The following is a 14,646-nucleotide window of genomic DNA, read 5'->3' on the forward strand; positions in this document are numbered from 1 at the left end:
TGCCGCGATTATCCTCGACGAGACCTGGATCACACCTCCTCCTCGCGGAGGAGATGTCACAGGCGGTACACGCGGCGGGCGTTGCCCGAGCCGATCATGTGGGCGACCCGGGCCGCGTCGGCGGCGCTCCACTCCCCCGCCTCCAGCCTGGCCAGCAGCGCCGCGCCCAGCGCCTGCCGGTAGTACAGGGCGCCGAGGTAGCCGGTCTCGGCCACGCCGTGGCAGTCGGAGCTGAACAACTGCTTGTGGAACGGCGCCAGCTCCAGCAGCTCGTCCATGACGCGGGCCGAGGCGGCGGCCGTGTGCGGGAGGGCGAGGCCGACGTCGACGTAGACGTGGGGGTAGACGCCGGCCAGGTAGGCGGCGGCGCGGTGGTAGGGGTAGCAGTGGAGCAGGATGACCGGCACGCCGAGGGGTTGCAGCGCGTCCATGAGCTCGCTGAGCCGGGCCGGGTCCGTACGGTGCAGGCCGGGGCCGCGGCCGCCGAACCCGGCCTGGAACTGCACCGGCAGCCCCCGCTCGCGGGCCACGTCGATCGCGCTCCACAGCAGGTGGCGCAGCAGCACGGGGTCGGTCAGCGGCGGCTTGGGATCGGACAGGCGGCGGTTGGCCCCGGCGATCACCGAGCCGGTGCTCGGCCTGGCCGGGTCGAAGTCGAGCCCGCAGCGCCCGCCGATGACCGTCTTCAGCCCGACCGCCCTGGCGGCCCTGGCCGACAGCTCCTCGGCCAGGCCGTCGAGGTAGTCGACGGCGATGTGCGCCGTCGCGGCGACGTCCTGCTCGATCTGCTCGATCCGGACGATCTCGTCGGCGGCGGCGCCGCCGTGGCGGCCCATCTCGGCCGCCGACAGCAGGTCGATGTCCTCGTCGCCGGTGTCCACCAGGAACGCCACCACCCCCGCCCCGGCCAGCAGGCGCCGGTTGACCTCGCCCGCGCCCAGCTCGGCCCGCCGGGCGAGGTAGACGGCCGGGGGCGCGTGCGGCTCGAGGTCGAGCAGCGGCGCGCACCAGCGGCGCAGGCCCATGCCGAACGGCGAGTCGAAGTGGGTGGTGCCGGGCGGGGCCGGGACGCCGCCGGCGTTGATCAGCGGCTCGAACTGGGACCGGGTCAGGTCGTCCCGGCGCACCCCGTGACAGTGGTGATCGACGAGCGGGGCGAGCAGCGCGTCACGCACCGTGTCGGGCAGGGCTACGGGGAGCATGCGGAGACTCTAGGGGAGCCCCGCACGCGCCCGCGGACGTTTTAACCTACGACAGGAACACCCTGCCCGTTCCCAGACGAACCCGGCCCCTCAGCGGCGGCGGACTCAGCGGCGGGTCAGGCGAAGCACGTTGGCGATGACCTTCGCGCCCGCGCCGCCCTCCTGGGTGAGGATCGACTCGGGGTGGAACTGCACGGCGAAGCGCCGCCGTTCGACGTCCTCGATGGCCATGACGTTGCCGTCGGGCGTGAGCGCGGTCGGGGTGAAGCCGACCACGCCGGGCCGCTTGGCGTGCAGCGAGTGGTAGCGGGCCGCGGTGAACTCCTCGGGCAGCCCGTCCAGCAGCGCGCCGCCGCCGAGCCGGGCGACCTGGCCGCGCTTGCCGTGCTCGGGGTAGTCGAGCAGCTCCAGCGAGCCGCCGGCGTGCTCGACCATGGCCTGCAGACCCAGGCACACGCCGAAGACCGGCAGGTCGCGGGCGTAGATCTCGTCGATGAGCGCCGCCATGCCGAAGTCGGACGGCCAGCCGGGGCCGGGCGAGAGCACGACGAGGTCGGGGGCGATCTCGTCGATCATCTGGGCCGGGAAGCCGTGGCGCAGCGTCACCACGTCGGCCCCCTCCTGGCGGAAGTAGTCGGCCAGCGTGTTGACGAAGGAGTCCTCGTGGTCGACGAGCAGCACCTTCATGCCCGCGCCCGGCTGCTCCCTGACCACGACGGGCGGGACGGCGTCGGGCTGGTTGACCGCGGCCAGGGCGCCGAGCAGGGCGCTGGCCTTCAGCTCGGTCTCGCGCTCCTCGGCCTCGGGGTCGGAGTCGAACAGCAGGGTCGCCCCGGCCCGGACGGTGGCCACGCCGTTCTTGATCTGGGCGGTACGCAGGGTCAGGCCGGTGTTCATGGAGCCGTCGAAGCCGATGAAGCCGATCGCGCCGCCGTACCAGCGGCGGGTGGTGGCCTCGTGGTCCTCGATGAACTGCATGGCCCACGTCTTGGGCGCGCCGGTGACGGTGACGGCCCACATGTGGGTGAGGAAGGCGTCGAGGGCGTCGAACTCGGGACGCAGGCGGCCCTCGATGTGGTCGACGGTGTGGATCAGGCGGGAGTAGAGCTCGATCTGGCGGCGGCCGATGACCTTGACCGTGCCGGGGACGCAGATGCGCGACTTGTCGTTGCGGTCGACGTCGGTGCACATGGTCAGCTCCGACTCCTCCTTGACGCTGCTCAGGAGGGTGCGGATGGCCTCGGCGTCCTCGACCGGGTTGCTGCCGCGGGCGATGGTGCCGGAGATCGGGCAGGTCTCGACGCGGTCGCCGTTGACCCGGACGTACATCTCCGGCGAGGCGCCCACGAGGTGCTCGCCGTCGCCGAGGCTGATGATGAACTCGTACGGCGCCGGGTTGCTCTGGCGCAGGCCGCGGTAGAAGGCCGACGGGTCGGTGCAGGCGGCGTGGAAGACCTGGCCGGGCACGACCTCGAACAGGTCGCCGCGCTTGAACCGCTCCTTGGCGGCGGCCACGACCTTGGCGTATTCGCCGCGCACGGGGTCCTTCGGCAGCTCGCCCGGGACGACCTGCGGCACGGAGGAGCCGGTGCGCTCGAGGCCGCGAGTGGTGGCGCCATCGACGGTGAACTCGTAGCGGTACTCGATGCTGGACTCGCGCTGGCGGTCGATCACCACGATCCGGTCGGGAAGGTGGAGCACCAGGTCGCGCTGGTCGTCGGGACGGGCCAGCTCCTGCCGGATGGGCTCGAACTGGAAGGCCAGGTCGTAGCCGAAGGAGCCGTAGAGGCCGAGGTGAGGGTCGTCGCCGGCGAAGGCGGCGATGACCTCGCGGATCGCGGTGAACACGGTGGGCCGGCGGCTGCGCAGCTCCTCCGGCAGCAGGTCCGCCGACTCGGCGACGTAGACCTCGACGCGGTCGGGCGTGGGCTCGGTGACCGGCTTGCCCGCGGCCAGCAGGCACGAGGCCACGGCGGGCAGCACGACCCGGCCCCGCTCGTTGAGCGCGGTCGCCGAGATGACCCGCCCCCTGGCGACCAGCTCCAGGCAGGGGTCTACGTAGCCGAACGCCCATCGGCTGTAGCGGCCCGGATAGTCCATGCCGGACGAGAAGGCGCCACCGCGCCGCTCGCCGAGCGCGGTCACGATCTCTTCGAGTGACTCTTCGCCGACCTCGCGCGCCTCGCGCTCGACGCCCACGCCCCCGGCGGTGGTATATCCGCTGCTCTCCACTTGCTGCCCCTTACCCGTCAATCATGAGGCCCCGGGGGCGGACACGCGAAAGGCCGCCATCCGGGGCGGCCGTCCTTTGAGAGGAATGCGAAACACGCGCCGCCTAGAAGCGGCGCCACCACTGGATCTGAGGGCGATTTCGCATGCCCACAGGTTAACCGCCCGTCCAAGATCGCGCAACGCGACACCCCGGTACGGACACATTTCAATACAGTGCTGTACTGTATTGAAATAGAAGGCAGCCCTCAGAAGGAGTCATGACATGGCAGGCAAGGTGTGTCTGGTCACCGGCGCGTCGGCCGGCATCGGCCAGGCCATCGCCCTGGAGCTGCTGCGCGCCGGCCACACCGTGTACGGCCTGGCCCGCCGCGTCGAGCGCATGGACGTCATCGCCCGCGCCGGCGGCCACCCGATCGGCGCGGACGTCACCAGCGAGGCCGACCTCGTCCGGGCCGTGACCACCGTCCTGGACGCCCACGGCCGCCTCGACGTGCTGGTCAACAACGCGGGCGGCGTGGTGCACGGCGCCGCCGAGGACGTGCCGGTCGAGCTGGCCAGGCAGGTGTTCGAGGTCAATCTGTTCGGCCCGGCCCGGCTGGCGCAGCTCGTCCTGCCGGGCATGCGCGAGCGGCGTTCGGGCACGATCGTGAACATCTCCTCCATCGGCGGCGAGATCGCCCTGCCGCTCGGGTCCTGGTACTACGCCTCCAAGCACGCGCTGGAGGCGTACTCCGACAGCCTGCGGCAGGAGACCGGGCCGTTCGGGGTGCGGGTGGTGGTGGTCCAGCCGGGCATCATCAGGACCGGCTTCGAGGACGGCACGCCGGGCGAGCTGCGCGAGATCTCCGGGCACGGCGCGTACGCCGGGACCGCGGAGTGGATGGCGCGGCGGGCCGAGCGGTCGCTCGGCGAGCGGGCCACCGGCTCCGACCCGCTGGTCGTGGCCCGGCTGGTCCGCCGGATCGCCGCGACGCCCGCCCCGAGACCCCGCTACGCCGTCGGCAAGTACGCGCGGCTGCTGCTGTGGCTCAATAGACTCCTGCCCGACCGCCTCTACGACAAGATGGTGACCAGGCAGGCATGACGCAGCGAGCTCCGGCGAGCGCCCGTACGGCGGGCCGCCCGCGCAGCCGGGAGGCCGACACGGCCATCCTCACGGCCGCGCTCGACCTGCTGATCGAGCTGGGCGCCGCGCAGACCAGCATCGAGCAGGTCGCCAGACGCGCCGGGGTGACCAGGGCGACGGTCTACCGCCGGTTCGCCGGCAAGACCGCGCTGCTGGTCGAGGCCCTGGAGTGGGCCAACCACGACCACGACCCCGGTTTCACCGGCTGGCGCGACCTCGGCCACATGTTCGCCGACTGGGCCGCCCACCTGGCCGAGCCGCGCAACCGCCGCCTGCTGCGCCGGGTCAACGCGCTGGTCGACGACTATCCCGAGCTGATCGGCACGTACCGGCGGCTCAACGGCGGGCGGCGGGCGGCCGTGGTGCGCGAGACGCTGGAGCGGGCCGCCGGGCGCGGGGAGCTGCCCGGCGGGCTCGACCTCGGCGTGGTGCAGGAGATGCTCACCGGGGCGGTGCTCAACCACCTCGGCTCCCACCCCGACGACGAGGGCCCGGACGAGATCAAGGCGTACTTCCTGGCCGTCGTGAAACAGATCGGTCACCGGCCGGCGGTGACAGACGGGGGCGGGAGCATCTAGCCTCGGCGTTCATGGAGCGGCCCTGGGCGTGGCGTCCGGTGACGGTGATCGCGGTCCTGACGGCCGGCGCGACGCTCGCGCTGAGCCCCTGGTACGGCTACCACCGCGACGAACTGTACTTCCGTGTCCTGGCCGGCCGTCCGGCCTGGGGTTATGTCGACCAGCCGCCGCTGACGCCGATGCTGGGCAAGGCCGCGCTCTGGCTGTTCGGCGACACGGTGACGGCGCTGCGGGTGTTCCCGGCGCTGGCCATGGCGGTCCTGGTCGTGCTGGCGGCGCTGTTCGCGCGGGAGCTGGGCGGCGACGGCCGCGCCCAGGCGATGGCCGCGGCGGGCGTGGCGACCGGGGCGTACACGCTGATCGCCGGGCACACGCTGCTGACGGTCAGCTTCGACCTGCCGTTCTGGACGGCGGCGATCCTGTTCGCGCTCAGGGCGCTGCTGCGTGATCAGCCGCGCTGGTGGGTCGCGGCGGGCGCGGTGATCGGCCTGGCGACCTACAACAAGCACCTCGTCGTGCTGCTGGTGCTGGGCCTGGCGGCCGGGCTGCTGATCGCTGGGCCGCGGCGGCCGTTCGCCGGCCCGTGGTTGTGGGCCGGGGCGCTGGTGGCGGCGGTGGCGGCCGCGCCGAACCTGCTCTACCAGGCCACCCACGGCTGGCCGCAGCTCACGATGGCCTCGGCGCTCAGCGCGGACGAGGGCGCCGAGCTGCGGGTGTTGTTCGTGCCGATGCAGCTCACGCTGTTCGGGCCGGTGGTGTCGGTGATCGCGGCGTACGGGTTCGCCCGGCTGTGGCGGGACCGGCGGGTGCGGGCGCTGGCGGTGGCCTATCCGGTGACGGCGGCGCTGACGCTGGTCAGCGGCGGGCGGTTCGACTACACCGCGGGGCTGATCGTGGCGCTGTTCGCGGCCGGGTGCGTCGGCCTGTCGCGGGCGCGGGCCGGGCGGGTGCGCCTGGCGTGGGCGTTCCTCGCGGTGAACGCGCTGGTCTCGGTGGTGCTGGCGCTGCCGGTCGTGCCGGTGGGCGAGCTGGCCCGTACGCCGGTGCCGGCGATCAACGAGGTGGCCCGCGAGTCGGTCGGCTGGCCGCGCTTCGCCGCCGCCGTCGGCGGCGTGCTGCGGGCGCTGCCGCCGGACGAGCGGGCCCGCGCGGTGATCGTGACGGGCAACTACGGCGAGTACGGCGCGCTCGACCGGGCGGGCCTGACCCGCGTGTACTCCGGCCACAACCAGCTCTGGGAGTACGGCCCGCCACCGGCGGACGGGACCGTGGCGATCCTGGTGAACGTGGGCCCGCGGGCCCGCGAGCTGTTCGCCGCCTGCGAGGAGAAGGCCCGGGTGGACAACGGCGTGGACATCGGCAACGAGGAGCAGGGCATGCCGGTGTGGGTCTGCCGGGACCCGGTGCGGCCCTGGTCCGCCACCTGGCCAATGTGGCGACATTTCAGCTGACCACATTACATTTCGGGATTTGTCAGGGCTTGTTAGCGTCAGCACCCTTGCTTTCCCGACAGGATCTCTTCACCCTTCTCGACAGAGGCGGAAAGATCACCTCTTCCTCACCGTCGTGAACGTCGTGAAGGAGAGCACGTGCGCAACACCCTCACCTGGCGTGCGATCCTGACCGGGATCGTCACCGCCGCCGCCCTGGCCGTACCCCAGGCCCCGGCACAGGCGGCGCCCGATCCCGGCAAGATCTCCCAGACTGTCCGGGCCGAGCTGGACAAGGACGGCAAGGCCACCTTCTGGGTCCGGATGAAGGGCACGGCCGACCTGGCCGCCGCCCGCCGGGCCGCCACCAAGCGGGCCAAGTCCGAGCTGGTCTACGAGGCCAAGACCGAACGGGCCAGGACGTCCCAGGCCGGGCTGGTCAAGCTGCTGGACTCCCAGGACGCCGACTACTCCTCCTACTGGATCGTCAACGCCGTACGGGTGACTGCCGACGCCAAGCTGGCGGCCGCGATCAGCGAACTGCCCGAGGTGGACCGGATCGACCCGGTCTCCGTCGTCTCGCTGCCCAAGCCCGTGGCCGGACGGGCCGAGGCCAAGGCCGGCGCCGTCGAGTGGAACGTCGACCGGATCGGCGCCCCGCGCGTGTGGAGCGAGCTGGGCGACCGGGGCGAGGGCATCGTGGTCGCCTCGATCGACTCCGGCGTCCAGTACGACCACCCGGACCTGGCCGCGAGCTACCGGGGCAGGAACCCCGACGGCTCCTACACCCACGACTACAACTGGTTCGACCCGGCGCGCGTCTGCCCGTCGGCGGCGCCGTGCGACAACAACGGCCACGGCACGCACGTCATGGGCACGATGGCGGGCGCGAACGGCATCGGCGTCGCGCCGGGCGTACGCTGGATCGCCGCCAAGGGCTGCGAGGTCAACACCTGCACGGACGCCTCGCTGCTGGCCGCGGGCCAGTGGGTGCTGGCCCCGACCGACCTGAACGGCCGCAACCCGCGCCCCGACCTCGCACCGGACATCGTCAACAACTCCTGGGGCGGCAACGGCTACGACCCCTGGTACGTCGAGACCGTCCAGGCGTGGATCGCCGCCGGCATCTTCCCCGCCTTCGCCAACGGCAACGAGGGCCCGGCCTGCCGGACGAGCGGTTCGCCCGGCCAGTACGCGATCAGCTACAGCGCCGGCGGCTTCGACGTGAACAACGTGCTGTACGCCAGGTCGAGCAAGGGCGAGGGCCAGGACGGCGAGATCAAGCCGAACATCGCGGCCCCCGCCGTGAACGTGCGCTCCTCGGTCCCCGGCGACGGCTACGACTCCTACACCGGCACCTCGATGGCCTCGCCGCACGTGGCGGCCACGGTGGCGCTGATCTGGTCGGCCGCGCCGCGGCTGCAGGGCGACGTGGCCGCCACCCGGCCGCTGCTGGACAGCACGGCGATCGACGTGTCCGACACGAGCTGCGGCGGCACCGCGGCCGACAACAACGTCTGGGGCGAGGGCCGGCTCGACGCCTACGCCGCCGTCCAGGCCGCGCCGGACGAGGGGCTGGGCGAGCTGCGCGGCACGGTCACCGCGGCGGGCGCGCCGGTGCCGGGCGTGACGGTCAAGGTCACCGGGCCGCTCGCGCGCTCGGTCGTCACCGGCCAGGACGGCACGTACACGATCCCGCGCCTGCTGCCCGGCGAGTACGCGCTCACGGCCGAGAAGTTCGGCTACGACCGGGCCACCGCCACGGCGGCCGTCACCGCCGAGCAGGTCACGACCGCCGACGTGACGCTCACCAGGCAACCGGCGGGAACGGTGTCGGGCACGGTCACCACGGCGGGCACGCCCGAGCCCGGCGCGACGGTGGCCGCCACGGGCACGCCGGTGAGCGCGGTCACCGACGCCGCCGGCCGGTACACGATGACGCTCCCGGCCGGGACGTACACGCTGACGGTCACCCCGGTCTCGCGCTGCTCCAGCGGGTCGAGCGTCCAGGTCACCGTGGACGGGGACGTGGTCAGGGACGTCGAGCTGCCGCTGCGCGGCGACGGCTTCGGCTACACCTGCCGGTCGGGCGCGCAGCCGTACGTGGCCGGCACCGAGAAGCTGGCGCTGACCGGCGACGACGAGGCCGTGCAGGTGACGCTGCCGTTCGCGGTCCCGTTCTACGGCACCGGGCAGGCCAAGGCGTGGATCAGCACGAACGGGTTCGTCAGCTTCGCCACCGACCGGATCGTCACCGGCAGCAACGGCGGCCTGCCCACCACCGGCACGCCGAACAACGCGGTCTACCCGTACTGGGACGACCTGAAGGTGGACGCCGAGGCGGGGGTCTACACCGGCGTGGTGGGCGCCGCCCCGCACCGCCAGTACGTCGTGGAGTGGCGCAACGTGAACTTCTACAGCGACACCGGCCAGCGGGTGTCGTTCTCGGCGCTGCTGGGCGAGGACGGCTCGGTCTCCTTCCGCTACAAGGACATCGAGAGCGAGCGCGACCAGGGCTCCAGCGCCACGGTCGGCATCGAGAACGCCGCCGGCACCGACGCGCTGCTCTACTCCTACGAGGAGGCGGCGCTCTCGACCGGGCAGGGCCTGACGTTCACCGCGAGCCGGCACGGGCTGGTGACCGGTGTGGTCACCGACGCCAACGACGGCCAGCCGCTGGCCGGGGCGTCGGTGAAGCTGGGCGACGTGGCCTCGTTCACGACCGGCGCGGACGGGTCGTTCTTCGGGCAGGTCCCGGCGGGCGACCACGACGTGGTGGTGTCCAAGGAGCACTACGGGACGTTCACCAGCCGGTCACGGTCGCGCCCGGCACGCTGACCAGGATCGACACCGCCCTGATCACCGGACGGGTGAGCGCCTCGGCCGGCGAGCTGACGGTCGTCCTGCCGGCCGAGTCCAGCCGGACGCGGACGCTGGAGCTGACGAACCTGGGCTCGCCGACGGCCTACACCGTGACCAGCGACGCGGCCTGGGCATCGGTCACGCCGCAGGCGGGCGAGCTGGCCAAGGGCCAGAAGGCCACGCTGCGGGTGACGCTCTCCAGCGCCGGGGTCACCGCCGGCGGGACGCGCACCGGCAAGCTGGTCGTCAAGTCCGCCAGCGGGCGGCAGCCGGCCATCGAGGTCAAGGTGACCGTGGTGGTGCCCAAGCTCCAGGTGGCGATCGACGCCGGCGGCTCCAAGGCGCTGACCGACGCCGACGGCGACGCCTGGACGCCGGACCGCCGCTACACCCAGGGCGGCTACGGCTACGTGGCGACCTCCAGCAAGACGCAGAGCACGTCCAGGACCATCGCGGGCACCGCCGACCAGGCGCTGTTCAGGACGGCCAGGGAGGGCATGCTGGAGTACCGGTTCGACGGCGTGCCGGCCGGGACGTACACGGTGGAGCTGGACTTCGCCGAGGTGAAGAGCACCCAGATGGGCAAGCGGGTGTTCGACGTGCTCGTCGAGGGGCAGCTCGCGATCCCGGCGCTGGACCTGGCGCTGGAGGCGGGCACGTACACGGCCGTGGCCAGGCAGTACACGGTGAAGGTGAGCGACGGTCAGCTCAACGTGCGCTTCGCCGCCCGGCAGGGGGCCACGCTGGTCAGCGGCGTGCGCATCTCCGAGCGCCCCGACAAGGCGCTGCCGTGACCACCCGGGGTCCCGCCGTCCCTGGTGCGGCGGGACCCCGGGTCATCCCGTACGGCGGGCCCCCGGCTCAGTGGTCGGCGGCCGTCAGCGGGGCGAGGTTCGGGCGTTTGGGCAGCGCCCCGTCGCCCGAGGAACGCCCGTTGATGCGCCTGCCGATCCACGGGCCGAGGTAGGTCCTGGCCCAGCGCAGGTCCTCGCGGCGGGCGGCCGTCCACACCGGCGGCCGCCTGACCGGGTACGGCTCCCGCCAGTCCGCGTCCACCGGAACGCCGAGCACCTCGGCGGCCCGCAGTGCCACCCTTCGGTGGCCGTCGGGGCTGAGGTGCAGGCGGTCGGCGTTCCAGGCGCGCGCGTCGCGGAAGACCGTCATCGGCCACAGGTCGACCAGCAGCGCGTCGTAGCGGCGGGCGATGTCGTGGATGTGCAGGTTGTAGACCTCGATCTTGGAGTGGGCCAGCCGCATGACCGGCACGTGCCGAAGGTCGAACCCGGTGAACATGAGCACCCTGGCGCCCGCCTCGGTCAGCGTCCTGACGCCCTGCTCCAGCCGCTTGGCCACGGACGCGGGCCCGCTGCCCGGCCGCAGGATGTCGTTGCCCCCGGCGCACAGCGAGACCAGGTCGGCGCCGAGCTCGACCGCCTTCGGCACCTGCTCGGACACGATGTCGTCGATCAGGCGGCCGCGGACGGCGAGGTTGGCGTACCGCAGGCCGGGTTGTCCGGCCTGGAGGCGGTCGGCCTCGATGTGCTCGGCCAGCCGGTCGGCCCAGCCGCGGAACCCGTACGCGGCCGGGTCCTCCAGTCCTTCGGTGAAACTGTCCCCTAGGGCGACGTAAGTAGTGATTCGTCCCATGACCGGATAGTTTGCCAAGGGGAATTCTCCTTACGCGACCGTAACCCCGGCTATCACCCGTCCCGTCGCATCTGTTACTGGTTAGGACATGAGACGCGTGCGGCTCCGGCGGAACATCCCCGTCCCCATGCCCGACGGCGTGACGCTGCTGGCCGACCACTACGCCCCGCCCCACGGGCGGCCGGCCCCGGCGGTCCTGATCCGCTCGCCGTACGGCCGGCGCGGCCTGTTCGGCTGGATGTACGGCCGCGGGTTCGCCAGGAACGGCTTCCACGTGCTGATCCAGAGCTGCCGCGGCGGCTTCGGCTCGGGCGGCAGCCTCGACCCGCTCGGCGACGAGCACGACGACGGCCTGGCCACGATCGCCTGGCTGCGCAAACAGCCCTGGTACGGCGGCTCGTTCGCCATGTTCGGCCCCTCCTACCTCGGCTACGCCCAGTGGGCCGTGGCGTCCGAGGCCGGGCCCGACCTCAAGGCCATGGCCACGCAGATCACCGCCTCCCAGTTCAGGGACGCCGCGTACGTGGGCGGCGCGTTCGCGCTGGAGTCGGCGCTGAGCTGGACCACGCTGACCGAGACCATGACGCGCCGGTTCGTGGGCGGGGCGGCGATGCTGACCGCGCCCAGGTCGACCCGGCGGGCGGTGTTGTCGGGGCGGCCGGTGGCCGAGCTGGACCTGGCCTCCGCGGGGCGGCCGCTGCGCTTCTTCCGCGACCTGCTGGCCCACCATGCCGACCCGGCCGTGCCGTACTGGGCCAAGCGTGACTTCTCCCCCAAGGTCGGCGAGGTGGAGGCCGCGGTCACCATGCTCGGCGGCTGGTACGACGTCTTCCTGCCCTGGCAGCTCAAGGACTACGCGGCGATGCGGGCGGCGGGACGGCGGCCGTACCTGACGATCGGGCCCTGGTACCACGTCGACTCCCGGCACGGGCGGCCCTCGATGACCGAGGCGCTGGCCTGGTTCCGCGCCCACCTGATGGGCGACCCGTCCGGGCTGCGTCCCGACCCGGTGCGGCTCTACGTGACCGGGGCCGGCGAGTGGCGCGACTACCCCGACTGGCCGGTGCCGGGCATGCGGGAGCAGCGCTGGCACCTCCAGGAGGGTGGCGGGCTGACGCCGGAGGTGCCGGCCGAGGCCGGGTCCGGCCGGTTCCGCTACCACCCCGCCCACCCGACGCCGGTGATCGGCGGGCCGGTGCTGCTGGCCGACTCCAGACCGCGTGACCAGCGGCGCCTGGAGGCCCGGCGCGACGTGCTGGTCCACAGCTCCGCGACGCTGGAGTCGGACATGGAGATGATCGGCCCGGTGCACGCCGACGTCTACCTGCGCTCCAGCACGCCGTACGTGGACGTGGTGGTCCGGGTGTGCGACGTGCACCCCGACGGGCGCTCGCTCAACCTGTGCGAGGGGGTGCGCCGGCTGGGCCCGGTGACCGGCGACGGCGACGGCGTGCGCCGCGTACGGGTGGAGTTGTGGCCGATCGGGCACCGGTTCCGCCGCGGCCACCGGATCCGGGTGCACGTGGCGGCCGGGGCGTACCCGACGATCGCCCGCAACCCGGGCACCGGCGAGCCGGTGGACGCGGCGGGCGGCCCGATGGTGCCCGCCGACGTCGAGGTGTTCCACTCCCCCGACCGCCCCTCGGCCGTGGTGTTGCCGCTGTGCGCGCCGCGCGGCTGATGTCCCTGGTCCTGCTGCTGCAGGGCCGGGGCGGGATGACGGCGGCCGAGCTGGCCAAGGAGCTGGAGGTCTCCGAGCGCACGGTGCACCGCGACGTGCTGGCGCTGTCGGAGGCGGGCGTGCCGGTCTACGCCGACCGCGGGCGCGGCGGCGGCTACCGGCTGCTGGACGGCTACCGCACCCGGCTGACCGGGCTGGACCGGGCCGAGGCCGAGGCGCTGTTCCTGTCGGGGGTGCCCGGGGCGCTGCGCGAGATGGGACTGCAGGAGGTGGCGGCGACGGCCCGGCTCAAGGCCGCCGCGGCGCTGTCCCCCGCGCTGCGCGACGCGCCCGCGACCGCCGCGCAGCGCTTCCACCTGGACGCGCCCGGCTGGTTCGCCGGCGACGTGCCGCCGCCCGCGGCGCTGGCCCCGCTGGCCAGGGCCGTGTGGAACGACCTGCCGGTCACGCTGGACTACAAGGAGCGCAGGCGGGACCTGGAGCCGTACGGGCTGGTGCTGAAGGCGGGCAACTGGTACCTGGCGGCCCGGCTGGGCACCCGGTTCCTGATCTTCCGGGTGGACCGGATCGGGGACGTCCTCCTGCGCGAGCCGCGTTTCGAGCGGGAGGCGGGCTTCGACCTGGCCGGGTTCTGGGCCGGGCAGGCGGCCGCGTTCAGCCGCTCGCTGCTCAGGGACGTGATCACGTTGCGGCTCAGCCCGGCGGGGCGGCGCATGCTGCGGTACGTCGCCGACCCCGCCGCCGTGGACGACGCGCTGGCCTCGCTCACGCCGGACGGGGTCGTACGCCTGGCCGTGGAGTCGGTGGAGGTGGCGTACTCGCAGGTGCTGAGGTTCGGGCCGGAGGCCGAGGTGCTCGAACCGGCGGAGCTGCGTGCCCTGGTCGCCCGCGCCGCCGCCCGCACGGCGGCGCTCTACGCGGGCGAGGAGCCACCCTCCTCCGCGGGTCAGCGATAGGCCTCCCAGCCGCCGTCGCCGCCCTTCTCGCCGGCCTTCTCGCCGACGTCGGCGAGGTAGCGCCACACCTGCGGGCGGCTGCCGTCCACGTCGGTGATCCCGTACGCCTCGGCCAGTTCGCCGCTGGTGACCGAGGCCCCCGACCAGCGCTTGCGGCCGGGGTCCTGGGCGAGGGCGGCCACGCCGCGACCGGCGTAGGCGGGGGTCTCGGAGACCATCCAGGCGCCGTCCGCCTTCGCCTCGCGCCAGTTCTCCTCGGTGACGCCGAAGCCCTCCAGCATCGCCTCCGAACGCAGGAACCCGGGTGTCACGGCCACCGCCGTCCCGCCGTACGGGCGCAGCTCGTGGGACCAGGCGAAGGCCAGCCGGTTGACCGACAGCTTGGCCAGGTCGTAGTAGACGTTCTCGCGGTAGCGGGTCCGGTTGAACTCCCAGGTGCCGTCGGTGACCTCCACGACCAGGCCGCCCTCGTGCCGGATCAGCAGCGGCAGCAGGTGGCGGGCGCTGATCAGGTGGGTGTCGATCGCCAGCCTGAGCAGGCGCAGCCCGTCGTCCAGGTCGTGCTCCCAGACGGGGGTCTCCCACTTCCACAGGCGGTCGGCGCCCCACACGTCGTTGACCAGCACGTCGAGCCGGCCCTGCTCACGTTCGACCCGCGCGGCCAGGTCCGCGACCTGGGCGGGGTCCAGGAAGTCGGCCGCGACCGCGATGCCCGTGCCACCGGCCGCGCTCACCAGCTCAGCGGTCTCCTCGATCGTCTCGGGACGGTCCATCTCCGAACGGCGCTCCCGAGTGCTCCGGCCGGCGCAGTAGACCGTCGCCCCGGCCGCCCCCAGAGCGACCGCCATGCCTCGTCCCGTACCGCGGGTCGCGCCCGCCACCACAACAATCATGGGCCGATCGTGTCCCGAATACCCGTCACCCCATGTCAT

Annotated in this window: 11 protein-coding genes; 7 read left to right on the forward strand and 4 right to left on the reverse strand. The window is 73.1% G+C overall.

Features of this window, described 5'->3' with window-relative positions; all coding sequences use genetic code 11:
- Positions 1-56: 56 nt before the first annotated feature.
- Entirely contained in the window at positions 57-1,202 is a 1,146-nt protein-coding gene (locus DMB42_RS25160) for an amidohydrolase family protein (RefSeq protein WP_125637472.1), read from the reverse strand.
- A gap of 105 nt (positions 1,203-1,307) precedes the next feature.
- Positions 1,308-3,434, reverse strand: coding sequence for an anthranilate synthase component I (locus DMB42_RS25165; protein WP_125637473.1), 2,127 nt, complete (start codon positions 3,432-3,434; stop codon positions 1,308-1,310).
- A 262-nt stretch (positions 3,435-3,696) separates the two neighbouring features.
- Between DMB42_RS25165 and DMB42_RS25170 the strand changes: the two genes are divergently transcribed.
- The 5 genes from DMB42_RS25170 (at position 3,697) to DMB42_RS55145 (ending at position 10,224) form a co-directional block, all read left to right on the forward strand.
- The gene (locus DMB42_RS25170; RefSeq protein WP_125637474.1) at positions 3,697-4,518 is read left to right on the forward strand and encodes an oxidoreductase; all 822 of its coding nucleotides are present in this window, start codon (positions 3,697-3,699) and stop codon (positions 4,516-4,518) included.
- Positions 4,515-5,138: a TetR/AcrR family transcriptional regulator gene (locus DMB42_RS25175; RefSeq protein WP_125637475.1), complete on the forward strand. Its 624-nt coding sequence runs from the start codon at positions 4,515-4,517 to the stop codon at positions 5,136-5,138. The genes DMB42_RS25170 and DMB42_RS25175 overlap by 4 nt, the downstream gene beginning before the upstream one ends.
- 11 nt (positions 5,139-5,149) lie before the next feature.
- Positions 5,150-6,589, forward strand: a complete 1,440-nt coding sequence (locus tag DMB42_RS25180; protein WP_125637476.1) for a glycosyltransferase family 39 protein — start codon at positions 5,150-5,152, stop codon at positions 6,587-6,589.
- Between the two features lie 138 nt (positions 6,590-6,727).
- The gene (locus tag DMB42_RS25185; protein WP_260477921.1) at positions 6,728-9,406 is read left to right on the forward strand and encodes a S8 family serine peptidase; all 2,679 of its coding nucleotides are present in this window, start codon (positions 6,728-6,730) and stop codon (positions 9,404-9,406) included.
- A 32-nt stretch (positions 9,407-9,438) separates the two neighbouring features.
- Positions 9,439-10,224: a malectin domain-containing carbohydrate-binding protein gene (locus DMB42_RS55145; RefSeq protein WP_260477922.1), complete on the forward strand. Its 786-nt coding sequence runs from the start codon at positions 9,439-9,441 to the stop codon at positions 10,222-10,224.
- A gap of 67 nt (positions 10,225-10,291) precedes the next feature.
- Here DMB42_RS55145 and DMB42_RS25190 read toward each other — a convergent pair whose 3' ends face one another.
- On the reverse strand, positions 10,292-11,077 hold the full coding sequence (locus tag DMB42_RS25190; RefSeq protein WP_125637477.1) for an SGNH/GDSL hydrolase family protein: 786 nt from the start codon (positions 11,075-11,077) through the stop codon (positions 10,292-10,294).
- Positions 11,078-11,165: 88 nt separating this feature from the next.
- Between DMB42_RS25190 and DMB42_RS25195 the strand changes: the two genes are divergently transcribed.
- Together DMB42_RS25195 and DMB42_RS25200 are read left to right on the forward strand one after the other, a co-directional pair.
- The gene (locus DMB42_RS25195) at positions 11,166-12,758 is read left to right on the forward strand and encodes a CocE/NonD family hydrolase (RefSeq protein WP_185844852.1); all 1,593 of its coding nucleotides are present in this window, start codon (positions 11,166-11,168) and stop codon (positions 12,756-12,758) included.
- Complete coding sequence (locus DMB42_RS25200) at positions 12,740-13,714, forward strand: YafY family protein (RefSeq protein ID WP_185844853.1); 975 nt, start codon at positions 12,740-12,742, stop codon at positions 13,712-13,714. Before DMB42_RS25195 ends, DMB42_RS25200 begins: the two co-directional genes overlap by 19 nt.
- On the opposite strand, the gene DMB42_RS25205 is transcribed toward DMB42_RS25200, so the two are convergent.
- On the reverse strand, positions 13,705-14,607 hold the full coding sequence (locus DMB42_RS25205) for an SDR family oxidoreductase (RefSeq protein WP_125637478.1): 903 nt from the start codon (positions 14,605-14,607) through the stop codon (positions 13,705-13,707). The two genes, DMB42_RS25200 and DMB42_RS25205, sit on opposite strands and share 10 nt — an antisense overlap.
- Positions 14,608-14,646: the final 39 nt, after the last annotated feature.

The organism is Nonomuraea sp. WAC 01424, assembly GCF_003947315.1.
GTDB classification, from domain to species: Bacteria; Actinomycetota; Actinomycetes; order Streptosporangiales; family Streptosporangiaceae; genus Nonomuraea; species Nonomuraea spiralis.

What these genes read in the sequence shown, in the direction of transcription:
- DMB42_RS25160 (WP_125637472.1), bottom strand. Translation starts at nt 1,202, where the DNA reads ATGCTCCCCGTAGCCCTGCCCGACACGGTGCGTGACGCGCTGCTCGCC.
- DMB42_RS25170 (WP_125637474.1), top strand. Translation starts at nt 3,697, where the DNA reads ATGGCAGGCAAGGTGTGTCTGGTCACCGGCGCGTCGGCCGGCATCGGC.
- DMB42_RS25175 (WP_125637475.1), top strand. Translation starts at nt 4,515, where the DNA reads ATGACGCAGCGAGCTCCGGCGAGCGCCCGTACGGCGGGCCGCCCGCGC.
- DMB42_RS25180 (WP_125637476.1), top strand. Translation starts at nt 5,150, where the DNA reads ATGGAGCGGCCCTGGGCGTGGCGTCCGGTGACGGTGATCGCGGTCCTG.
- DMB42_RS25190 (WP_125637477.1), bottom strand. Translation starts at nt 11,077, where the DNA reads ATGGGACGAATCACTACTTACGTCGCCCTAGGGGACAGTTTCACCGAA.
- DMB42_RS25195 (WP_185844852.1), top strand. Translation starts at nt 11,166, where the DNA reads ATGAGACGCGTGCGGCTCCGGCGGAACATCCCCGTCCCCATGCCCGAC.
- DMB42_RS25205 (WP_125637478.1), bottom strand. Translation starts at nt 14,607, where the DNA reads ATGATTGTTGTGGTGGCGGGCGCGACCCGCGGTACGGGACGAGGCATG.